Origin of the sequence: Brucella sp. RRSP16 (assembly GCF_052246815.1) — a bacterium.
Classification (GTDB): domain Bacteria; phylum Pseudomonadota; class Alphaproteobacteria; order Rhizobiales; family Rhizobiaceae; genus Brucella; species Brucella intermedia.
The window spans coordinates 238256-259223 of record NZ_JBQQAM010000002.1 but is presented as its reverse complement, the minus strand read 5'-3'; the positions used below and the strand labels follow the sequence as shown (position 1 = coordinate 259223).

The following is a 20968-nucleotide window of genomic DNA, read 5'->3' as shown; positions in this document are numbered from 1 at the left end:
CTTTCTTACCGGGCGCCGGATTGCGCGCCCTGTTGAAAATCCAGCGCGCTTTTCTTCGAGCCGGGCGGCGGCTTCCTGAAAAGGCAAAGAACAGAGTACAACTCTGTTCGTCATCTGCCTTCGCAAAATGCTGGGATATTTCAATTCAAGGTGCGTCGCAGGTCCGGCATGTCAAGCGAGAAGGCGGGGATATCGACTTCGAACATGCTGCCGCCAATACCCTGCATCTGGTACCGTCCTACCATGACACCGGATGTGGTGGTTAACGGGCAGCCCGAGGAATATTGAAATGAATCGCCGGGCTCAAGTGTCGGCTGTTCGCCAACCACACCCGCGCCGCGCACCTCTTCGACGTGCCCGTTTGCGTCGGTAATCTGCCAGTAACGCGAGCGAAGTTGCACGGTTTCCGTCGAATTGTTGGCGATCGTTATACGATAACCCCAGACATAACGGTTTTCATCGGGGTCCGACTGATCTTCGAGATAGAAAGGCTCGACAGAAACCTCGATCCCCCGCGTTACCGCTCTATACATGCGCACCGCCCTACATTCACATCGGCCTGGCACCCTGCAATCCGGATCGCAATGATGCTGTCTACTCAACGGTTCGTCGTTCGGTTTACGGACGCCGCTTTTCGCCCCTCCTATCGCTAAAGTTGCGGGAGGGTCAACAATGTGGGGCAGAAAATACGATGCAATTGCCGAAATCTCCGGAAATTGCACCGTTTGGGCCTCTGTTTGCAGCCTAAATGCCACAATGTGGGAAGTGGCTGTTCAGCGAGCGACCTTCAACGCTGCTTCCACGTCTTCCACAAGGTCGTCCGTATCCTCAAGGCCAAGCGATATCCGAAGCAGGCCGTCCGAGATACCCAGTTCGGCCTTGGCATCGTCGGTAAGGTTCTTGTGCGTAGTGGTTGCCGGGTGGGTAATAAGGCTTTTCGCGTCGCCCAGATTGTTGGAGATGCTGAAGACCTGCAAGGCGTTCTGGAACTTGAACGCTGCCTCCTTGCCGCCTTCCAGCTCCAGGGCGATGAGTGTTGAGCCACCGGTCATCTGCCTGGCGATGATGTCGGCCTGCGGATGGTCCGCCCGACCCGGATAGATCACGCGCTTCACGCCCTGCTTGCCTGCGAGGAAGTCGGCAACTGCTGCCGCCGACAGCGTCTGCTGGCGTACACGCACGGACAGTGTTTCAAGGCCTTTCAGCATGATCCACGCGTTGAACGGGCTAAGGCCCGGACCCGTGTGGCGGAAATAATCCTGCAGGGTGTTTTCAATCCATTCGCGGTCGGAGAGGACCACGCCGCCAAGGCAGCGCCCCTGACCGTCAATGTGCTTCGTCGCAGAATAAACGACGATATGCGCACCGAGCTCCAGCGGCTTCTGGAATAGCGGGGTCGCGAAAACATTGTCGACGATCAGCTTGGCGCCTGCTTCGTTGGCGACCTGCGCAACGGCAGCAATGTCGATGATTTCGAGCGTCGGGTTGGACGGGCTTTCAAGGAACATCACCTTCGTGTTCGGGCGAACAGCCGCTTTCCAGTTTTCGATGTTGGAACCATCGATGATCGAGATTTCGACGCCGTATTTCGGCAAGATCGTCTCGACGATGTAGCGACAGGAGCCGAAGACGGCGCGAGCCGAAATCACGTGATCGCCTGCCTGCACCTGACAGAGAATGGCAGCCGCGACCGCAGCCATGCCGGAGGCGGTGGCGCGTGCTTCTTCGGCGCCTTCCAGCGCGCACATGCGCTTTTCAAACATGTCGGTGGTCGGGTTGGCGTAACGCGAATAGATGAAACCCGGGTCCTCGCCCTTGAACCGCGCTTCGGCGGCTTCGGCATTGGGATAAAGGAAGCCCTGTGTCAGAAACATCGCTTCCGACATTTCGGCAAATCCGGAGCGAAGCGATCCGGCATGCACGAGTTCGGTTGCAGGGCGAAATTTGCGGGTATTCTCAGTCGTCATTTTTCCAACCTGTCGAAAAGCTGGTCGGCCGGGGCAGGATGTCGAGCCTCGGCGGCCAATAAAAAACCGGCCTTGCGAAAACGCAAAAGGCCGGTAACGAACCGCGGCCTTTTTTAGCGAATTCTTTAACGTGGCTGCAAGCCGGCCGGCCAAATCACCACGGAACAGTTTTCCATTATGCCTGTTGCGCGGAGCCGTCAATGCCGAAACCAACGCATTTCTCGAAAAGCGCATCCGGGGCGCCATGAAAATACTCTGATTCCTGCGGAAAACCCGGTTTCTAGCGGCTGGAAGGGTTGGCATTGAGGCCCAGAGCGGTCAATGGTCTTTGTCAAGCAATGCCTAGAGCATGCCTTCCGAAATCGGGAACCGGTTTCGGGAGACATGCGTGAAAACAAGAGATTAAAGCATGTCGCTTGATTACGACAAAGTACGACATGCTTTAGGCTACGGAGTATCGGGTCGATGACGCAGAAAGATGCTGGAATTCTGGCGGACGCGGATATTTCCGCGCTGTTTGAAAGCGGTTTGCTGGCGTCGCCGCGCGCCCTTGATCCCGACCAGATACAGCCCGCGAGCCTTGACCTGAGGCTGGGCGCAAAAGCCTATCGTGTTCGCGCTTCCTTCATGCCGGGACCCGGGACGCCGGTCATCGAAAAGCTGGAACGGTTGAAATTGCACGAGATCGACCTGACGGCGGGAGCCGTTCTGGAAACGGGCTGCGTTTACATCGTTCCGCTTCTCGAAAGCCTGGCGCTGTCGCCCGATCTTTCGGCGTCGGCAAATCCGAAAAGTTCAACGGGCCGCCTCGATATCTTCACCCGCGTCATCGCCGACGGAGCGCAGGAATTCGATAAGGTACCTGCCGGATACAACGGTCCGCTTTATCTGGAAGTCAGCCCGCGCACATTTCCTATCGTCGTGCGCACCGGATCGCGCCTGTCGCAGATACGCTTCCGCAAGGGACGTGCCCAGCTTGACGAGGCGGAGCTTGCTGCATTGCACAAGGCCGAAACGCTGGTCGCAGCGGAAATGCCGAACATCTCCGGCGGTGGCATTGCGCTGTCGGTTGATCTTTCGGGTGGTCCTGATCGGCTGATTGGCTATCGCGGCAAGCACCATACGGCTGTGGTGGATGTGGACAAGCGTGCGGCGCACGACATCCTTGATTTCTGGGAGCCGATCTATGATCGGGGTTCGCGCGAACTCGTGCTTGACCCGGATGAATTCTATATTCTCGTTTCGCGCGAGGCAGTGCATGTTCCGCCGCTCTATGCGGCCGAAATGACGCCCTTCGATCCGCTGGTCGGCGAATTCCGCGTTCATTATGCCGGCTTCTTCGATCCGGGCTTCGGGCACAGCGCTGCGGGCGGAACCGGAAGTCGCGCCGTTCTGGAAGTCCGCAGCCACGAGGTTCCATTCATTCTGGAGCACGGGCAGATCGTGGGGCGGCTGGTTTACGAACATATGCTGCATCGCCCATCTGCACTTTATGGCGTCGATCTCGGCTCCAACTACCAGGCGCAGCAGTTGAAGCTTTCCAAGCATTTTCGTTGACTATAATAGCCTCCTCCAAGCAAATATAATTCTGGTGGAGGAGCAAGGTCGACGTGACGAACGGAACTGAACGGGATCGGGACAAGAAGCTTCAAGCCGCAACAGATGCCCCGCAACGCAGGCTGTCGGTGGGCATTGTTGCTTTGCCCGGTTTTACGCTGAGTGCACTCAGCCTTTTCCTCGATCCCTTCCGCCTTGCCGCCGATGATCGCGACAAGAGCCGTCAGATACGCTGTGCGTGGAAAATATGCACGCTGTCAGGAGACCCTGTCACCTCCAGCTCGGGCATGGTGATCGAGCCGACCGCTCCCATAGGCGAACTCGACGATTGTGATTATGTGGCAGTCGTCGGCGGATTGCTTGCGCAATATCGGCCCAGACAGCAGGCGCTGGTCGATCTCATCAAGCGTGCGGACCGGCGCGGCAAGACGGTGGTGGGCCTTTGCACGGCTGCCTTTCTGCTGGCGGAAGCAGACTTTCTGCCGGATCGCAATTGCTGCGTCAGCTGGTTCCATCGCGACGATTTTCTGGAGCTTTTCGATGGATATACAGCCGATACGACGAGCCTGTTCCATCGTAGCGGCAGGCACTTCACCTGTGCGGGCGGGCTTGGCACGGCGTCATTGGCGCTGTCCATCATCCAGAACGAGATTTCGGAGGAACTGGCGCGCAAGAGTGCGTCCATCCTCATGATCCCTTATGAGCTTGTGCGTTCCGAACAACCGGCGCTGAGCTTCAACGGCGTGCGGTCGCCGATGATCCGTAAGGCAATCCGCATTTTCGAGGAAACACTGGAAGACCCGGTGCCTATGATTGACGTGGCGCGCCGATTGGGAATTTCCGTCCGCCAGATGGAGCGTGGGTTCAAGCTTGCCCTTGAGCGGACGGCGTTCGAGGTCCGCGAAGAGCTGCGGGTTAAGAAGGCCAAGGAGCTCTTGTCGGAGACAAGCCTGTCACTGTTGGAAGTGGCTGTTGCAAGCGGCTTTACCGATACGCGCAGCATGAACCGGTCGTTCTCGCGCCAAAAGCAGAAAGCCCCGCGCGAGTACCGCAAGCAGCGCTGAGGCGAGGGTAGAACTTGCGCAGGCTGTACGGAGAGCCTATTTCTTGCGCGAAGAATCTGTCGCTTTAAAACATGATTCCGAAAAGTGGGAACCGGTTTTCGGAATTATGCTCAAACAAAAGTTTAGAGCGGGACGACGTTTCAACTTGAGAGCATCCGCTCTAACCAATAACCACACAGGAGATTTGCATGTCGGATGGTGTAAACCGTTTTCTTGGCGATACCCCGGCCCGCGTTCTGATCAAGCTGGTGCTGATTTCGCTGGTGGTTGGCGTGGTCATGAGCGCATTTCACTGGACGCCCTACGACATCTTGTACGGCATCCGCGATTTCTTCCTCCGCCTTTGGAATATGGGCTTTTCGGCAATTGCAGGCTTTGTCGATTATCTCATTCTTGGCGCTGCAGTCGTCATTCCTGCCTTTATTTTGCTCCGTATCCTCAGCTACCGGAAATGAAATCAATTCGGTAACTGGGTAGCTCAGACAGGCATGCAGCAAAAACAATGTTTAACACTCAACCGGCGTGGCTTTCTGATCCTTGCCGGGGGCGCGCTGGCGATGTCGGCAATGCCGTGGAAGGCGGCATGGGCGGCAGGTGACGACGATCCCACCGCTATTTTCAACGCTATTCGAAAGGCAAACGGACTGCCTTTGATGGCGACGGATTCCAAGCTGGAGCAAGCCGCGCTTTACCAGGCCAGGCGAATGGCGGGTTATGGAAAGATCGGCCATAGCGTCGGTTGGGGCAATGGTTTTGTGGCGCGACTGCGGCAGGCAGGTATACGGGGGCCGGCGGCAGAGAATGTCGCATCGGGACAGCGCAGTACACAGGCCGTCTTCGATGCCTGGATGAAATCGCCCGGCCATCGCAAGAACATGCTCGATCCGACCTTCGAGCATTATGGTCTCGCCTGGGCAACACCAGAAACCAAACCAACTTATATATATTGGGCCATGGTGCTCGGACTTTGATCCCTCATTCTCCTGACAGTCGGTTGTCAGGAACTGCGACAATGCGGTGGCCGAATTATCTGTAGTTTCGATTGATTCCAGAGTAGATCGTTTTGATCTGAGGGGAATATTCGGGACAAGCATCATGGATCAGTCGCTGCAGCGTGGTGGCGCAACAAGGCCGTTCGAAGTAACACACAGGATGGTGATGTTGATCGCCATTCCCATGACGCTTGCTGCGATCACCACGCCGCTTCTCGGACTTGTTGATATGGGCGTCGTCGGCCAGATGGGACAGGCCGAGCTGATCGGGGGGCTGGCGATTGGCGCGCTGGTCTTCGATGTCCTGCTGTCGATATTCAATTTCCTGCGTTCCGGCACGACCGGACTGGTTGCACAGGCCATGGGTGCGGAAGACGCCGTGGAAGAGCAGGCGATCTTCTGGCGGGCAATCATCATCGCGGTCATTGCCGGCAGCCTGATGATACTGTGCCTGCCGATCATCATCGGCGTCTCGTCCACCTTCATGCATCCGACGTCTGCAACGCAGGAAGCAATGGCGACCTATGTGTCGATCCGCATGTTGTCGGCGCCGGTTGCGCTCATCAACTATTCAATCCTCGGACTGGTTCTCGGACGTGGACAGGGTATTGTCGGCCTCGGCCTTCAGGTGCTCCTCAACGGCATCAATATCGTGCTCTGCATTATCCTCGGGCTGGAGTGGGGCTGGGGCGTTACTGGCGTTGCCTGGGCGACCGTGACCGGCGAAACGGTTGCCGCTCTCGTCGGCATGTTCATCGTGCTGCGGCATTTCCGAAAGGATGCGTCACTGCGTCCGGACCGGGCGCGGATATTCCAGAAGCAAGGAATCCTGCGCATGTTCGCGGTCAATCGCGACATCATGATCCGCTCCTTCCTGCTTCTCACGGCCTTCGCGTTCTTCACGCGGGCAGGGTCCGATCTCGGCCCGGTCACACTGGCGGCCAATGCTGTCTTGATGAACTTCTTCCTCATCGCCGGTTTCTTCCTGGACGGCATGGCGGCAGCCGCCGAACAGATTGTCGGACGGTCTATTGGCGCGCGCTACAGTCCTGCGTTCGTGCGCGGCGCCAAGCTCACTTTCGTCTGGGGGCTGGTCATGGCCAGCGTCATTGCCTTTTTCCTGCTGGTGTTTGGCGATGCGATCATCGGGCTACTGTCCAAGGCGGAAGACGTTCACGCTGAAGCCTTGAAATACCTGCCCTGGGCGGCGCTGACAGGTATGACGGGACTGCTGGCCTTCCATATGGACGGGGTTTATATCGGCGCCACATGGTCGCGCGATATGCGCAACATGATGTTCCTGTCGCTCGGCTTCTTTCTGGCAGTTCTTTATGCGGCAAAACCCGTGATGGGCAATCACGGGCTCTGGCTGGCTCTCAACCTGTTTCTGTCAATTCGCGGAGTTTTGCTTCTGGCGATTCTGCCGCGACGTTATCGTACAGAATTCATTATGTGACCCGGCTCTCAGGCGGGCAGGTCACGCTTCGCCCAGTCGCTGGTGTCCCGGTCGCGCAGTGCGGCGATGTTGGCAACGCCCTCGCGTTTCACCGCCGCCGACAGGCCACGCACGATTTCGGCGGGCAGGTTCGGTCCGCGATAGATGAGGCCTGTATAAAGCTGGACCAGATCGGCACCGGCCTTGATCTTTGTCAGCGCCGTTTCAGCGCTATCCACGCCGCCGACGCCGATCAATGGCATGTCGGGGCCGACGCGCTCGCGCATCTTGGCAAGGACGATGGTGGAGCGCTCGAAAAGCGGTACCCCGGAAAGCCCGCCTGTTTCGTTCAGGTTGTCCGCGCTTTTCAATCCGGTGCGTGAAAGCGTCGTGTTGGATATGATGATGCCATCGAGCTTCTGTTCAGTTGCCTCGGCAGCGATGTCGTCCAGTTCTTCATCGGCCAGATCGGGGGCGATCTTGAGAAAAACCGGACGCTTCAGCGTGCACATCTTGCCTTCTTCGTTGCGCGCTTCCAGCACGCGGCTCAACAGTTCACGCAGACTGTCGCGGGCTTGAAGATTGCGCAGTCCCGGCGTGTTGGGCGAAGAAATATTGACGGTGAAGTAGCGCGCCAGCTGATAGAAGCGACGGATACCGGCAACATAATCGGCAATGCGGTCTTCGGCATCCTTGTTGGCGCCTATATTGACGCCCACGATACCGCTCTTGCCAGCGCGTTGCGACAGGCGCTTAAACGCAGCATCATGGCCTTCATTGTTGAAGCCCAGCCGATTGATAACGGCCCTGTCATCCACGAGCCGAAAAATGCGCGGACGCGGGTTGCCGCTTTGCGGGCGCGGCGTGATGGTGCCGATTTCCGTGAAGCCGAAACCGAGCTTCAACAGGGCGTCCGGCACTTCGGCATTCTTGTCGTAGCCCGCTGCCATGCCGAGCGGATTTGGAAACTGCAATCCCGCAACCTTGACGGAAAGCGCCGGATCGTTCGGCGCACCGCAGGTCACGAGACCTGTCTTCAGGCCAGCGATGGAAAGACCATGTGCCTGTTCTGCATCGAAGGCGAAAAGGGCGCGTCGCCCGAGAGTTTCAAAAAGCCCGCTCATTAACTTTCCAGCTCCGGAAAAATGTGAAGACCATCGTCGCCCAACGGCAGGGGTTCGACCTTCAAAACGGCTGCAAGCGGCAGTGTGCCGTAAAGATGAGGAAAAAGGGCCCCGCCGCGTGAAACTTCAAACTTCAATGCCGCGCCGAGCGCAGAAGCATTCACACTGATCAGAAGCAGATCCCGCTGGCCCGCAAAATGTTTAGCTGCCGTTTCCCGCACCTGTGTTCCAGTAGAGAAATGGATATAGCCATCCGCAATATCAACTGGAGCCCCGGTAAAATTACCAGCCTGTTCTGCCTGCGCCCAAAGCCCGCGCGGAGCGATCTTATAGATGATCTCATTGGTCATGGGTGCTCTCTAGACCGAATTTCTTCGGAAATCAAAGTCCCGCATGTTCGATTTTCGTCGTAAACGTCCCATATGATGGGGACACCTCAAAGAGAAGCTGAAGGGAATAGCCTTATGTTGAACAGAAAGACATTGATGGTCCGCAATCTGGCTGCTGTTGCTGTTCTTGGTTCAGCGCTTGCCCCGGCCAATGCGCTGGCGCAGGAAAACGGGCGTTATCGGCTGGAAGGAACGGAAAACGGCTATGTCCGTCTGGACACCCGAACCGGCGCGCTCTCGACCTGCGTAGAGCAGCAGGGACAACTCGTCTGCAAGATGGCGACCGAAGATCGCGAGGCTTATGAGAACGACATTGCCAGCCTGCAGGATCGCGTGAAGAAGCTTGAGGACAAGGTCTCCGCTCTTGAAGGGAAAGGCGGAAGTAGTGCTTCGGGCTTGCCGACGGAGCAGGAGTTTGAGCAATCCATGAGCTATATGGAACGGTTCATGCGGCGCTTTATGGACATCGCGAAGAGTTTCGACAGCGAGCCGGAAAAGCCGGACAACGGAACCCTTCCGGGCGGCCGAACCTGAAAGCAAGGAAAAAGGCGCCGCACGGCGCCTTTTCATTGAGCATTTCCAGCAAATGTGAGTGCGTTTCGCCCTATTGCGCGAAACGCTTTGTTGCTTCTATCAATTCGTGGGTTATACCGGGTTCCGTAACGGCATGCCCGGCGTCCTCGACGATTTTGAGATCGGCTTCAGGCCACATCTTCTTCAACTGCCAGGCATTGATGAACGGCGTGCAGACATCATAGCGGCCATGCACGATCACGCCGGGAATATGCCGGATGCGGTCGACGTTCCGCAGAAGCTGGTCGTCGGAATCGAGGAAGCCACGGTTCTGGAAATAGTGGCATTCGATACGCGCAAAAGCGATGGCGTACTGGTCTTCACCGAAGGCATCGACACGCGCCGGATCGGGCAGAAGCGAAATGATCGAGCCTTCCCAGCGCGCCCAGCGTCGGGCCGCTTCAAGCTGCACCTGCGGGTTGCGATCGGTGAGGCGCTTGTAATAGGCAGCGATCATATCGCCGCGCTCTGCTTCCGGTATATGCTCCTGATAGGCCTCGAAATGATCAGGGAAGAGAATGCTTGCGCCGTTGGAATAGGTCCAGTCGACTTCGAAACGGCGAACCATGAAGATACCGCGCAGGATAAGTTCTGCAACGCGATCCGGATGGGATTGCGCATAGGCAAGGCCGAGCGTCGCTCCCCACGAGCCGCCGAACACCTGCCACTTGTCGATGCCGAGATGCGCGCGAATATGCTCCATGTCCGCCACAAGATCCCAGGTCGTGTTTTCGCGCAGTTCCGCATGCGGGGTGGAGCGGCCGCATCCGCGCTGGTCGAACAGGATTATGCGATAGCGCTCCGGGTCATGCAGGCGACGCATCGTCGGCGTGATTCCACCGCCGGGGCCGCCATGGATCACGATGACCGGCTTGCCGTCCGGGTTGCCGCATTGCTCGACGTGGATTCGATGCAGCGAAGAGACCTGCAGCATCTCTTCCTTGAACGGTTGGATTTCGGGATAAAGCGTATTGCGCGTCATGAAATGCCTTTTGGTCCCCCCATTTCGCTGGTCGGGCCGCTCTTATGTTACTTTCAGCGCATAACCTAACATACAATGCGGCCAGATGGCGGCAATGAGTAATGCGAAAAGGGATTAGCAACGTGAATTTTGGTTGCCCGAGCCAAAAAACGGCATAAAACGGAGTGATTGGCTGATTGGCCTGCACCGCGAGGGGAGGAGACCTGAAACAATGGCGCGCGAGGCACATGCATTTTATCATCGCTGACGATCATCCGCTTTTCCGGGGGGCATTGAGACAGGTCCTTTCCGGACAGTCGCAAAGCGTGGAAATCATCGAAGTTGGCGATTTCGACGCCGTAAAGAAACTGGTCGGCGAGCGAGAGGATATCGACCTTCTGCTGTTGGATCTGACGATGCCGGGCGGTACTGGCCTTTCCGGTCTGGTGACGTTGAAGGCCTTGCAGCCTGCACTTCCAATCATCATCGTTTCGGCAACCGACGATGCGGCGACGATCCGTCATGCGGTCGAGCTCGGTGCCTCTGGGTTCATATCGAAATCCGCCAGCATGGAAACCATCGGCGAGGCCGTAAGCACTGTTCTGGCTGGCGATATCTGGACACCCGCCGATATTGAACTGGATCATGCGCACGACCCGGAAATAGAGGCGCTCATCGCGCGGTTGCGCACATTGACGCCGCAGCAGACGCGCGTGCTGACCATGTTGGCGGAGGGGCTGTTGAACAAGCAGATCGCCTATGAGCTTGGCGTGTCGGAAGCCACGGTCAAGGCGCATGTTTCGGCAGTGCTGCAGAAACTGGGGGTCGATAGCCGCACACAGGCGGTCATTCTCCTGTCGCGCATCGGCAATGATGCGCTGAACACGGATTAGGGCACGTCTCCCGAAACTGGGAGACAATTGGATAGAGCATTTGCGAGGCTCAATTTAAACAGGAAATGTTCCGGACAGTCCGTTACTGAGCGGCATTTTGCGCCGATGCATTGTCCTGCCTCGCATGATGAAAATGCGATAGCAGCGAACGAAGCGCCGCGGGACGAAGCGGCTTGTGCAAGACAGTGACGTTTTCATCCTCAGCGCGTTGGCGCACTTCCTTGGAGCGATCGGCTGTCAGGAGGATGGCCGGTATTTCGGTCTGGAACGTTTCGCGGGCAAAACCGATCATATCGAGGCCGTTTTCGTTCAGCAGATGATAGTCCGCGACGATCACATCCGGCGGGCGGGAATGGTCGGTGCAGTACGATTTCAGCGCAGTTCCGCTGCGCAGTGTCGTAACCTGGCACCCCCATCCGCGAAGCAGCGTTTCCATTCCCGACAGGATGCTGGCGTCATTGTCGATGCAGAGAACATCGAGTCCCGTCAGTTCCAGCGCCCGTTGCAGCCCGCGACGGTTCTTCACTTCGTCAGCGGGCACCTTTTCCTGCGAGACAGGAATGCGCAGGGTGAACATCGTCCCCTTGCCGGGCGTCGAAGCCAGCGCGAGCGGCAGCGACAAGAGCCTCGCGATGCGGTCAACGATGGAAAGGCCAAGGCCAAGGCCTTCCGCTTCCCGCATTCCCTCGTCGAGCCGGGTGAACTCGCGGAAGACGAGTTTCAGCTTTTGCGGAGGAATGCCGATTCCGGTATCGAGCACCTGCAACTCCACAAAGGAACCACGGCGGCGGACGCCGAGCAAGATACCGCCCCTGCGGCTATACTTGATCGAATTGGAGACGAGGTTCTGGATCAGGCGCCGCAGCATGTTGCGATCCGTCTTGACCACGATGCTTGACGGGACAACGCGCAGTTTCAGCCCCTTGGCAGCTGCAAGCGGTGTGAAGTCGGTTGCAATCTGGCTCATCAGCTTGTCGAGACGAAATACCGAGAGTTCGGGTTTGAGCGATCCGGTGTCCAGCCGTGAAATATCCAGCACCATGCCTAGAATGGCTTCCACGGCTTCCAGTGAGGAGTCGATATTGCGTGCGAATTCGCTGGTTTCGGAACGCCCCAGTCTTTCGGCAAGCGCGGTACTGTACAGTCTTGCTGCGTTAAGCGGTTGCAGAATGTCGTGCCCGGCAGCCGCAAGAAATCGTGTCTTCCCCTGGTTGGCTTCTTCGGCCGCGGCTTGCGCCTTGGCAAGCTGCTGGTTGACGCGGGTCAGTTCCGCCGTGCGATCCGCCACGCGCTGCTCGAGCATCTCTGCCGCCCTCTGGCGCGTGACATCCGCTTCGACCGCCGCCGTGATATCGGTATATGTCGCGACGATGCCCCCATCAGGCATGGGATTGGACTGAATTTCCAGCACCTTGCCGGTGGATTTCATATTGATGCGCCACGGACGGCGCACAGCCGCGAGCGAGCGTATGGCGCTGTTCTGGCCGGTGAAAGATATGTCGCCGCGACGATGCAGCTGTTCCACGATTTCGGAAACGGGTATCCCGACCTGCATCACCTCATCGGGGAGATCGAAAAGCTTGCGGAACTGCCGGTTCCAGCAGGTAAGCCTCAAGTCCTTGTCGAAAACAGTGATGCCCTGTTCCATCTGGTCCAGTGCGGTTTGCAGCAGGTCGCGGTTTTGCTGCAAGGCCGTTGAAGCATCGTCCAGGAGTTGTCGCGCATCGCGGCCGGACGCATCGCCCTTTTGCAACAGCAGTGACAGGACAAGGCGCGCCGATGCAGAGCCGACTGCCGTACCAAGCAGTTGCTCCGCATGGCGGATCAAAGGCGTATCGACGGTCATGCCGGGATCAAGTCGCCGCTGTTCCCTTCCTTCAAAACGAAGAAAAGCGCGCTCCACGCGTTCGGCGCCGAGATAGCGCGCCATGGTTGCCTTCAGTTCGGCGACGGTGACAGTCGTGCGAAAGCGCTTCAGGGTCGGTGTGCCGATCACATAACGCGGCAGGAAGATGCTGGCCTGAATGCGTTCCAGCGGCGTCGAGGCGCGCGAGAGGGAACCAAGAACGTAGAACAGCGTATTGGCCGCAAGGCTCCACACCACGCCGTTGGTCAGGGGAAGAGCATTGGTTCCAAAAAGCGCCTCAGGGCGCAATGCGGTGAACCCGAGAAAACCATTGCGTAAAATGGCGGCATTTTCCGGCGCCATGGTGGGCAGCAGCAAAGTGTAGGCCCAGACCAGAAAGCCGGTCGAAAGACCAAGCATCGCACCGCGTCCGTTGGCATTGCGCCAGAACAGCCCGCCAATGAAGGCAGGCACGAATTGGGCAATCGCAGCAAAGGAAACGAAGCCGATTGAAGCCAGGTGGATATTGTTGGAGGTGAAGCGATAATAGGCAAACGCCAGCGCCAGAATGCCAATAATGGTGAGGCGGCGGGTGTTCAGAATGATTTTAGTCAGGTCGCGCTGTTCTGCTGCCTGTTGCTTGGCCAGCCGCCGTATGAAAAGCGGCAGCACCAGATGATTGGAAATCATGATCGAAAGCGCGACGCAGGCGACGATAACCATCGCGGTTGCCGCCGACAACCCGCCGAGAAAAGCCACGAGGGCAAGCCAGTGAGCACCAGCAGCCAGCGGCAGGGCCAGAACATACAGGTCTCCGCTGACATTGCCTCCGAGTGTCATCACGCCGATCAGCGCGATGGGAAACACGAAGATATTGATGAGCACCAGATAAACCGGGAAGAGCCACGAGGCGGTTCGCAGTTCCTTTTCACTCCGGCTTTCCACCACGGTTACATGGAATTGGCGCGGCAGCATGATGATGGCCGCGGCGCTAAGTGCGCTTTGCACGATCCATGTGCCGATGGACGTCTGATAGTGAAACGCTTCCAGCGCCTCCGGCGACTGGGATATCTGGTTGATCAGTTGCGACGGAGCGCCGAACAGGAAGAAAGTGCAGGCAAAACCGACGGTCAGGAAGGCGCAGAGCTTGATGACCGATTCCAGGGCCACCGCCAGAATGAGGCCGTTCTGGTGCTCGGTGGCGTCGGTATGGCGCGTGCCGAAGAGAATCGCAAAGACGGCAAGCACGGCGGCGACTGGCAGGGAAATATCGCCGAATATGAATACTGACGGATCGACGGCCGATCCGTAATGTTCCATGACGAGGCCGACACTCCCGGAAACGGCTTTGAGCTGGAGCGCGATGTAGGGGATCGAGCCGACGGCTGCGATGCAGGTCGCAAGTGACGCGACACCAAAGCTTTTGCCGTAGCGTGCAGCGAGAAAATCGGCGATCGATGTGATGTGTTCGGACTTCGCCAGTCGAACGATATGCCGCAGCAAACGGTTGCCGAGCGTGAAGACGAGAATGGGGCCGATATAGATGCCGAGAAATTCAAGTCCGCGCTGCGCCGACAAGCCGACAGAGCCAAAAAACGTCCAGGATGTGCAGTAGACGGCCAGGCTGAGCGCGTAGATATATGGGCGCGGGGCACTGTTCCAGCGCGACGTGCGCCGGTCGCCGATGCTGGCTACCGCAAAGAGCAGCAGCAGATACAAAAAGGCGGCGCCAATAATACCCCAGCCCTGCATAGCCGGCTTGTTCCCTCACTCCTCGATCACGAATGACGCAAGCACTTTCAGTGCGATCGCGCAAGATTATTGATCAAAAACAGTGCGTTTCTGCCGCTTTATCTTTTCTTTGGTAATTTTCGTCTACAAACTGACAGTGTGATCCTGAAAGTGCAGGGCCCTTTTCAGGACTGCGTTTGAAATGACAAAGCGCTTTCGGTTCCATTTGTGGAAGACGGCTTTGCCATCCACTGCCAGTTTTTCTGGTGCCCAGGTTGATTTGACGAACGCCACCGTGGCAGGACGGCCCAAGCGGTCCGCGTTCGTGAGGGAGACAGCAATGCTCAAGGAATTCAAGGAATTCGCCCTGAAGGGCAATATGGTCGATCTGGCCATCGGTGTTATCATCGGCGGGGCGTTCGGCGGCCTCGTCAACTCCATCGTCAATGACATCATCATGCCGATCATCGGTCTTATCACCGGCGGTATCGACTTTTCGAACATGTTCATACAGCTGGCAGGTGAACCCAAGACCACGCTGGCAGCTGCCCGCGACGCCGGTGCGACCATCGCCTACGGCAACTTCATCACTCTTCTCATCAATTTCCTTATCATCGCGTGGGTATTGTTCCTGGTGGTGAAAGCGATGAACCGCATGAAGAAGAAGGAAGAAGCAAAGCCGGAACCGGAAGCACCGCGCGAAGAGGTTCTGCTGACCGAAATCCGCGATCTTCTGGCAAAGCAGAAAGCCTGATTGCCCAGGAACTGACGGATGAAACGGGGCCTTTTGGCCCCGTTTCTTTTGATCCATAAATGCGTTTGATCAGACCATCACAAAAAGCCGCGTGATTTCGCTACCGGGCCTTGATAAGCACGAAGTCAAAATCCAGATCCAACGCGGGGAAATCATGACGCTCATCGCCAATCTTCGTCGGGAAGCAGCCCAGTCACCGGAAAGCGGGATTGTGGCGGTCGCCAATCATGGGCGCGGACGCGAAGGACTTATTCCGCTGTGGGTAGGCGAGGGCGATCTTTCTACGCCGGATTTCATTCGCGCCGCGGCTCAAAAAGGCATTTCTGACGGAGAGACCTTCTATACCTGGCAGGCAGGCATACCGGAGTTGCGGGAAGCGCTGGCTCGCTATCATGCGCGGCATTTTCCACTCGCTCTAAAGCCCGAGAACTTCTATGTCACCGGTTCGGGTATGCATGCCATCGAAATGGCGCTGACAGCAACCGTTGGAGCAGGTGAAGAAGCGATCTATCTCTCCCCGGCCTGGCCCAATTTTGTCGGTGCGGCTGGTCTTGCTGGCGTCACGCCGGTCCCGGTCGAACTGGAATTCGGGGACAACGGCTGGATGCTTGATCCGGAGAAGATTGCAGCCGCCACCACACCCCGCACAAAGGCCCTATTCGTCAATACCCCCTCCAATCCCACCGGCTGGACGGCGGATCGGGAAACTTTGCAATTCATTCTTGATCTGGCGCGCAAACAGGGCCTCTGGATCATTGCGGACGAGATTTATACCCACTTCTATTATGGCGGCGGTCGTGCTCCCTCCTTCATGGATATTATGGAGCCGGATGACCGCATCATCTTTGTCAATTCCTTCTCCAAAAACTGGGCGATGACGGGCTGGCGTATTGGTTGGATGACTGTGCACCCGTTGCTGGGACCGGTTATTGAAAACCTGATCCAGTATTCGAATTCGGGCGTTGCGCAATTCATGCAGCGTGGTGCCGTTACGGCTCTCGATGAGGGCGACGCCTTCATTTCGATGCAGGTTGAGCGCGCCCGTTCCACGCGCGATAGCCTGTGCGCCGCGCTATTGGCGACGGGCAAGGTTCGCCTCAATCCTCCACAGGGTGCATTTTATCTGTTCTTCGGCGTGGATGGCGTCGAGGATTCGGTCAAGGCAGCTATCGACATGGTGGACAATGCCAATGTTGGCCTGGCGCCAGGCAGCGCATTTGGCCTTGGTGGCGAAGGGTTCTTCCGACTTTGCTTCTGCCGCGACCCTGAACAGGTGGAGGAGGCCGCAAGGCGGCTTGTGCACTGGATCGAAAAGCGTTGAACTCATCGCTTCCCGGTTGAAGGGCGGGGGCTGCGGCTTGCCGCCACCTTCATCAGACGCTGGAAGGTCGGGCACTCCATATGGCTTTTAGCTGGACAGGTCGCTGCGTGGCGCAGCCCGTCTCGAAGTGCCGCAAGATGGGCGATTGTACGGTCGAGATCATCCGCCTTCGCAGACAGGGTTTCGCGACTGATCGAAACCTGGCCGTCGGGGCCGAACATGCCCGCAATGTCATCGAGCGAAAAGCCAGCCGCCTGTCCGAGGGCGATCAGGGACAGCTTGGTCACAACGCCGGGATCAAATACTCGGCGCAAGCCCCGTCGGCTGTGCGAGGCGATCAGCCCCCTTTCTTCATAGTATCGCAGTGTTGATGCGGGAATGCCTGTCACTTTCGCAACTTCAGCAATGTCCATATCTTTCATATTGACCTCAAGTCGGCTTTAACTTGTATGGTCCGCCTTTTCAATGATCCACGCAAGTGGAAAGGAAAGGTAAATGCTTGTTTTGCAGATCGTTTTCATCGGAGTGGGAGCGACAATCATAACGGATATCTGGACGATGGCGAGAGCGCGGCTGTTCGGCGTTGCGAGCCTGGATTATGGGCTGGTGGGACGCTGGTTCAGTCATATGATGGAAGGGCGCTTCGTGCACGAGCGGATCACCGCCAGCCCGCCGGTTCGAGGAGAGAAACTTCTTGGCTGGGGCGTTCATTACGCCATCGGCGTGCTGTTTGCGGCTGGTTTGGTTGCTGCTGGCGGGCTTGAGTGGATGGCATCGCCGAAGCTCCTGCCCGCGCTTGCCTTCGGATTGTTGACCGTTGCTGCTCCATTCTTTGTCATGCAGCCCGGCATGGGGGCGGGGATCGCCGCACGAAAGACGCCGAAGCCCTGGGCCGCCCGGGGATGGAGTATAATGACGCATCTGTGGTTCGGAGCGGGGCTCTATCTTGCGGCTCTCGCGGCCACGCTCATCTTCTGACACAGCAAAAAGGCCGGTTGAACCGGCCTTTTGTTCCAATGATCCTGCTTGTCAGCCGCCGGCCTTGGAGACCATCAGCGGAATGATCCGCTCGGAACTGGCGGGCTGTGAGACAGTGGGTTCGGCGTAGGGGATGCCGAGCGTGTTCCACACTTCCAGAAGTGCCTCCTTGAGACCGTCGATCAAGGCGTCATCATGCAGGGGCGACGGCGTGATGCGCAATCTTTCGGTGCCGCGCGGAACGGTCGGATAGTTGATCGGCTGGATATAGATGCCATGCACTTCAAGCAGGCGGTCGCTGGCCTTTTTGCAAAGCTCGGGATCGCCGACCAGAATGGGCACGATGTGGGTTTCCGACGACATGACGGGCAAACCGGCGGCCGAAAGTACATCCTTGGCGCGCCGGGCCTGACGTTGCTGGCCGTCGCGCTCCACCTGCGAGGTCTTCAGGTGCCGGATCGCAGCCGTCGCTGCTGCAGCGACTGCCGGGGGCAGGGAAGTGGTGAAGATGAAGCCCGGTGCGTAGGAGCGCACCGCATCGACAATCGCACGCGAGCCGGTAATGTAACCGCCGAGCGCGCCGAAAGCCTTGGCAAGCGTGCCCTCGATAATATCGATGCGATGTGCAAGGCCATCGCGTTCGGTAATGCCGCCACCGCGTGCGCCATACATGCCGACCGCATGAACTTCATCGATATAGGTCATGGCATTATATTTATCGGCCAGATCGGCGATCTTCTCGATCGGCGCGATATCGCCGTCCATGGAATAGACGGATTCGAACACGATCAGCTTTGCGCGCGCAGGATCGGCAGCCTTCAGCAGCTGTTCCAGATGCTCGACGTCATTGTGACGAAAAATCTTCTTCTCAGCACCCGAGCGGCGCACGCCTTCGATCATCGAAGCATGGTTCAACTCGTCAGACAGGATAAGACAGTTAGGCAGCAATCGGGCAATCGTGGAAATCGAGGCTTCGTTGGAGACAAAGCCCGATGTGAAAACGAGTCCGGCTTCCTTGCCGTGCAAATCAGCGAGTTCGTTTTCCAGTTCGACGAGCGGGTGATTATTGCCGGAAATATTGCGCGTTCCGCCGGAACCTGAGCCAGCGTTGCCGGCTGTGTCGCACATAGCCTTGATGACATCGGCATGGTGGCCCATGCCAAGATAGTCATTCGAACACCAGACGGTGATTTCGCGGGCAGTGCCATTGTTGCGCCAGATAGCTCGGGGGAAACGTCCGACAATACGTTCAAGATCTGCAAAAACGCGGTAACGCTTCTCGGCGTGCAACTGGTCGATCGCTTCTTCGAAAAAACGGCGATAGTCCATAATGCGCTCCTTAGTCTGTGCCCTAACTAGCGCTTTTGGCACTTGCCGTCCATGGCGCATTGATGGGCAATTTGCCACGTTTGAATGAAGCAGCATTGATTGAAATCAAGCAAGTAGGCTCGACACTGGCAATAATGACAACCCTTGTTCATCACGAACCATATCGGAATATCGCGCAGAGTGATTGGTTTCGACGCAGAGTTGCTTGAATAAGCAGCCAAAAATCGCCAGCTGTTTCCAGCATCCAACACAAAACGCGGCATTTGCATGAAATCAACGCGCTCGGCGATGAACTATCCAGCCTCAAACACTGGCGATTGGAACGCCTATTGGGGCGCTTCCCCGATGCGACATTTGCGATTGCTATGGCGTCATGTGCAGCTTTCGGTTCCAAACCGAAAAAACAAGGCAAATCTTATCGCCACAGCTGGAAGCTTCCAGACTTTGAAGCCCGATGATCTGCCGCTCGTTTGCGTGGTGCGCAATGCAGCAGCCTACATCAAATCCTTTTTGCGCTATTATCGCGAGATGGGTGTTACGCGCTTCATCGTCGTTGACGACCGGTCGGACGATGGTACGGCTGAAATATTATCCAGCGCCCCTGATGTGGATCTGTACTCCTCGAGCATTCGTTATGCAGAGGCCGACCGCGGCCGTGCCTGGCGCGATGCTCTGTTCAATCTTTATGGGCGCGGACGCTGGTATCTGTCTGTCGATGCCGATGAGTTCTTCGTGTTTCCGAGAATGGAGCAGCGGAATATCCGCTCGTTTATCGAGGAGCTGGAGCAGAACGGAATTCGCCGATGCCTGGCGCCGATGATCGATATGTATCCCGGCGGTTTGCTGCGCGAAGGGGTTTTTGTCGATGATGGGACCAGATACCCGTTCGAGGTGTCCTCACATTTCGATGGCGACGGCTATACGGTGACGCCGGAAAAGTTTGGCGTAGCTGTGCGCGGTGGACCGCGTCTGCGCCTGTTCGGACGCAGCATGCGCCTTTCAAAATTCCCGCTGATTTGGGTCGACGGGAAAACGGATTATCGCCGAGGTAGCATTCACGGGCCGGGACCGTGTTTCCGTAATTTTCTACCCGCTACCGGGGCTCTTCTCCATTATCGGTTTTCATCGCTCTCGGTCAGCGAATTCAAACGTATCGCCTCGGAAAAGAGCCACGCGGGCGGGGCCGAACATTATCGGGCAATCGTTGAAAACGAGCGTTTTTCGGATGACCTGTCACTCGTTTACGAAGGCTCGTTGCAATACACAGGCCCTGCCGGTCTCGTTGAACGTGGCTTCATGGCCGATTTGCGAGATATAAAGCCGGCGGCGGGACCGAAGTGCCGCATTAACGCGTAAAGGTCTTACGCAAGAACTGCAGCAACATATCATTGCGCCTGATCGTAAGGCGCGGAATGCCGAACGGATCATCAGTTGGTCTTGCGCGGCGTTTTTCCGTCGTCGTCGCGTTTGTATAACCTGCCGCTTCGACGATCTTGCGTGTCGCTGCGTTTTCTCCACCGTAAGGATAGGCGAAAGACGTGACTTCGCTGCCGAGCACGTCCTCGATCCTTGTCCGCGATTGGTGAATCTGCGCTATGGCATCCTTTTCGCTCGCGTCTGGAAGTAAGATATGGTCGAGCGTGTGCGAACCAACTTCATGCCCGAGCGTTGCCCATTCTCGCAATTCCGCAACGCTCATGCAGGTGGCGCGCGCAACGCCGATCTTTTGATCCCAAAGATTGAAACCGCCAATCTGGTTGGCGACGAAATAGTTTGTGGCGGTGAAGCCGAACTCCTGCAACACGGGCAGCGCATTGCAGAAGACGTTCTCGAAACCATCGTCAAAGGTGATGACAGCAACTTTGCCCTGCTTTTTGCCGTAGATGTAAGGCAGTGCGTCCCGCACCGACAGGCCGCGATAACCCAGCCTTTTCAGCCACGCCATCTGCTGGCGAAAGCGATCCGGATGAACGATCATGCTGCGATAGGGCGCGCGGTGCGTCGGCGGCACGTCTATCTGGTGATAAAGAAGAATCGGAACAGGCACGAGAACC

The 20968-nt window shown here is 57.3% G+C and carries 20 protein-coding genes and 1 riboswitch; of the genes, 11 read left to right on the top strand and 9 right to left on the bottom strand.

Features of this window, described 5'->3' with window-relative positions:
• Window positions 1–140 precede the first annotated feature (140 nt).
• Entirely contained in the window at window positions 141–533 is a 393-nt protein-coding gene (apaG, locus tag ACS5UA_RS04435) for a Co2+/Mg2+ efflux protein ApaG (protein WP_113342079.1), read from the bottom strand.
• Window positions 534–773: 240 nt separating this feature from the next.
• Window positions 774–1967, bottom strand: a complete 1194-nt coding sequence (locus ACS5UA_RS04430; RefSeq protein WP_113463471.1) for an O-succinylhomoserine sulfhydrylase — start codon at window positions 1965–1967, stop codon at window positions 774–776.
• A gap of 91 nt (window positions 1968–2058) precedes the next feature.
• Window positions 2059–2138, bottom strand: a riboswitch (SAM riboswitch).
• Between the two features lie 294 nt (window positions 2139–2432).
• On the opposite strand from ACS5UA_RS04430, the gene ACS5UA_RS04425 reads away from it, so the two are divergent.
• The 5 genes from ACS5UA_RS04425 (at window position 2433) to ACS5UA_RS04405 (ending at window position 7036) form a co-directional block, all read left to right on the top strand.
• Entirely contained in the window at window positions 2433–3524 is a 1092-nt protein-coding gene (locus ACS5UA_RS04425) for a 2'-deoxycytidine 5'-triphosphate deaminase (protein WP_100648065.1), read from the top strand.
• A gap of 53 nt (window positions 3525–3577) precedes the next feature.
• On the top strand, window positions 3578–4588 hold the full coding sequence (locus ACS5UA_RS04420) for a GlxA family transcriptional regulator (RefSeq protein WP_443101200.1): 1011 nt from the start codon (window positions 3578–3580) through the stop codon (window positions 4586–4588).
• Window positions 4589–4776: 188 nt separating this feature from the next.
• The gene (locus ACS5UA_RS04415) at window positions 4777–5043 is read left to right on the top strand and encodes a DUF6460 domain-containing protein (protein WP_006466052.1); all 267 of its coding nucleotides are present in this window, start codon (window positions 4777–4779) and stop codon (window positions 5041–5043) included.
• A gap of 33 nt (window positions 5044–5076) precedes the next feature.
• Window positions 5077–5559, top strand: coding sequence for a CAP domain-containing protein (locus ACS5UA_RS04410; protein ID WP_113463472.1), 483 nt, complete (start codon window positions 5077–5079; stop codon window positions 5557–5559).
• Between the two features lie 124 nt (window positions 5560–5683).
• Window positions 5684–7036: an MATE family efflux transporter gene (locus ACS5UA_RS04405; RefSeq protein ID WP_443101199.1), complete on the top strand. Its 1353-nt coding sequence runs from the start codon at window positions 5684–5686 to the stop codon at window positions 7034–7036.
• An 8-nt stretch (window positions 7037–7044) separates the two neighbouring features.
• Here the strand turns inward: ACS5UA_RS04405 and ACS5UA_RS04400 are convergent, their stop codons facing one another.
• Window positions 7045–8139, bottom strand: coding sequence for a quinone-dependent dihydroorotate dehydrogenase (locus ACS5UA_RS04400; protein WP_113463473.1), 1095 nt, complete (start codon window positions 8137–8139; stop codon window positions 7045–7047).
• On the bottom strand, window positions 8139–8489 hold the full coding sequence (locus ACS5UA_RS04395; protein ID WP_006466056.1) for a DUF952 domain-containing protein: 351 nt from the start codon (window positions 8487–8489) through the stop codon (window positions 8139–8141). Before ACS5UA_RS04395 ends, ACS5UA_RS04400 begins: the two co-directional genes overlap by 1 nt.
• 114 nt (window positions 8490–8603) lie before the next feature.
• Between ACS5UA_RS04395 and ACS5UA_RS04390 the strand changes: the two genes are divergently transcribed.
• The gene (locus tag ACS5UA_RS04390) at window positions 8604–9062 is read left to right on the top strand and encodes a hypothetical protein (protein WP_279719001.1); all 459 of its coding nucleotides are present in this window, start codon (window positions 8604–8606) and stop codon (window positions 9060–9062) included.
• Between the two features lie 70 nt (window positions 9063–9132).
• Here the strand turns inward: ACS5UA_RS04390 and pip are convergent, their stop codons facing one another.
• Entirely contained in the window at window positions 9133–10083 is a 951-nt protein-coding gene (gene pip, locus ACS5UA_RS04385; RefSeq protein ID WP_113463474.1) for a prolyl aminopeptidase, read from the bottom strand.
• A gap of 227 nt (window positions 10084–10310) precedes the next feature.
• Here pip and ACS5UA_RS04380 point away from each other — a divergent pair, with 227 nt between their 5' ends.
• Entirely contained in the window at window positions 10311–10955 is a 645-nt protein-coding gene (locus ACS5UA_RS04380; RefSeq protein WP_021586247.1) for a response regulator transcription factor, read from the top strand.
• An 82-nt stretch (window positions 10956–11037) separates the two neighbouring features.
• Here ACS5UA_RS04380 and ACS5UA_RS04375 read toward each other — a convergent pair whose 3' ends face one another.
• On the bottom strand, window positions 11038–14553 hold the full coding sequence (locus tag ACS5UA_RS04375; RefSeq protein ID WP_196107516.1) for a PAS domain-containing hybrid sensor histidine kinase/response regulator: 3516 nt from the start codon (window positions 14551–14553) through the stop codon (window positions 11038–11040).
• A 319-nt stretch (window positions 14554–14872) separates the two neighbouring features.
• On the opposite strand from ACS5UA_RS04375, the gene mscL reads away from it, so the two are divergent.
• Window positions 14873–15286, top strand: coding sequence for a large conductance mechanosensitive channel protein MscL (gene mscL, locus ACS5UA_RS04370; protein WP_006471056.1), 414 nt, complete (start codon window positions 14873–14875; stop codon window positions 15284–15286).
• 154 nt (window positions 15287–15440) lie between these two features.
• Window positions 15441–16607 carry a pyridoxal phosphate-dependent aminotransferase gene (locus ACS5UA_RS04365; protein WP_196107517.1) on the top strand — a complete coding sequence of 389 codons (1167 nt, stop codon included), beginning with the start codon at window positions 15441–15443 and terminating at the stop codon, window positions 16605–16607.
• A 2-nt stretch (window positions 16608–16609) separates the two neighbouring features.
• Here ACS5UA_RS04365 and ACS5UA_RS04360 read toward each other — a convergent pair whose 3' ends face one another.
• Window positions 16610–17029, bottom strand: coding sequence for a helix-turn-helix domain-containing protein (locus ACS5UA_RS04360; RefSeq protein WP_113463477.1), 420 nt, complete (start codon window positions 17027–17029; stop codon window positions 16610–16612).
• 73 nt (window positions 17030–17102) lie between these two features.
• On the opposite strand from ACS5UA_RS04360, the gene ACS5UA_RS04355 reads away from it, so the two are divergent.
• The gene (locus ACS5UA_RS04355) at window positions 17103–17585 is read left to right on the top strand and encodes a DUF2938 domain-containing protein (RefSeq protein ID WP_113463478.1); all 483 of its coding nucleotides are present in this window, start codon (window positions 17103–17105) and stop codon (window positions 17583–17585) included.
• Between the two features lie 51 nt (window positions 17586–17636).
• Here ACS5UA_RS04355 and hemA read toward each other — a convergent pair whose 3' ends face one another.
• Window positions 17637–18914, bottom strand: a complete 1278-nt coding sequence (gene hemA / locus ACS5UA_RS04350; RefSeq protein WP_021586241.1) for a 5-aminolevulinate synthase — start codon at window positions 18912–18914, stop codon at window positions 17637–17639.
• A 267-nt stretch (window positions 18915–19181) separates the two neighbouring features.
• Between hemA and ACS5UA_RS04345 the strand changes: the two genes are divergently transcribed.
• Window positions 19182–20270, top strand: a complete 1089-nt coding sequence (locus ACS5UA_RS04345; RefSeq protein WP_113463479.1) for a glycosyltransferase family 2 protein — start codon at window positions 19182–19184, stop codon at window positions 20268–20270.
• On the opposite strand, the gene ACS5UA_RS04340 is transcribed toward ACS5UA_RS04345, so the two are convergent.
• Window positions 20260–20961, bottom strand: a complete 702-nt coding sequence (locus tag ACS5UA_RS04340; RefSeq protein WP_113463480.1) for a polysaccharide deacetylase family protein — start codon at window positions 20959–20961, stop codon at window positions 20260–20262. The two genes, ACS5UA_RS04345 and ACS5UA_RS04340, sit on opposite strands and share 11 nt — an antisense overlap.
• Window positions 20962–20968: the final 7 nt, after the last annotated feature.

Bases quoted from the DNA above. Each gene is read 5' to 3' on its own strand.
- apaG (WP_113342079.1), bottom strand. From the start codon at position 533: ATGTATAGAGCGGTAACGCGGGGGATCGAGGTTTCTGTCGAGCCTTTC.
- ACS5UA_RS04430 (WP_113463471.1), bottom strand. From the start codon at position 1,967: ATGACGACTGAGAATACCCGCAAATTTCGCCCTGCAACCGAACTCGTG.
- ACS5UA_RS04425 (WP_100648065.1), top strand. From the start codon at position 2,433: ATGACGCAGAAAGATGCTGGAATTCTGGCGGACGCGGATATTTCCGCG.
- ACS5UA_RS04415 (WP_006466052.1), top strand. From the start codon at position 4,777: ATGTCGGATGGTGTAAACCGTTTTCTTGGCGATACCCCGGCCCGCGTT.
- ACS5UA_RS04410 (WP_113463472.1), top strand. From the start codon at position 5,077: ATGCAGCAAAAACAATGTTTAACACTCAACCGGCGTGGCTTTCTGATC.
- ACS5UA_RS04405 (WP_443101199.1), top strand. From the start codon at position 5,684: ATGGATCAGTCGCTGCAGCGTGGTGGCGCAACAAGGCCGTTCGAAGTA.
- ACS5UA_RS04400 (WP_113463473.1), bottom strand. From the start codon at position 8,139: ATGAGCGGGCTTTTTGAAACTCTCGGGCGACGCGCCCTTTTCGCCTTC.
- ACS5UA_RS04395 (WP_006466056.1), bottom strand. From the start codon at position 8,489: ATGACCAATGAGATCATCTATAAGATCGCTCCGCGCGGGCTTTGGGCG.
- ACS5UA_RS04390 (WP_279719001.1), top strand. From the start codon at position 8,604: ATGTTGAACAGAAAGACATTGATGGTCCGCAATCTGGCTGCTGTTGCT.
- pip (WP_113463474.1), bottom strand. From the start codon at position 10,083: ATGACGCGCAATACGCTTTATCCCGAAATCCAACCGTTCAAGGAAGAG.
- ACS5UA_RS04380 (WP_021586247.1), top strand. From the start codon at position 10,311: ATGCATTTTATCATCGCTGACGATCATCCGCTTTTCCGGGGGGCATTG.
- ACS5UA_RS04375 (WP_196107516.1), bottom strand. From the start codon at position 14,553: ATGCAGGGCTGGGGTATTATTGGCGCCGCCTTTTTGTATCTGCTGCTG.
- mscL (WP_006471056.1), top strand. From the start codon at position 14,873: ATGCTCAAGGAATTCAAGGAATTCGCCCTGAAGGGCAATATGGTCGAT.
- ACS5UA_RS04365 (WP_196107517.1), top strand. From the start codon at position 15,441: ATGACGCTCATCGCCAATCTTCGTCGGGAAGCAGCCCAGTCACCGGAA.
- ACS5UA_RS04360 (WP_113463477.1), bottom strand. From the start codon at position 17,029: ATGAAAGATATGGACATTGCTGAAGTTGCGAAAGTGACAGGCATTCCC.
- ACS5UA_RS04355 (WP_113463478.1), top strand. From the start codon at position 17,103: ATGCTTGTTTTGCAGATCGTTTTCATCGGAGTGGGAGCGACAATCATA.
- hemA (WP_021586241.1), bottom strand. From the start codon at position 18,914: ATGGACTATCGCCGTTTTTTCGAAGAAGCGATCGACCAGTTGCACGCC.
- ACS5UA_RS04345 (WP_113463479.1), top strand. From the start codon at position 19,182: ATGAAATCAACGCGCTCGGCGATGAACTATCCAGCCTCAAACACTGGC.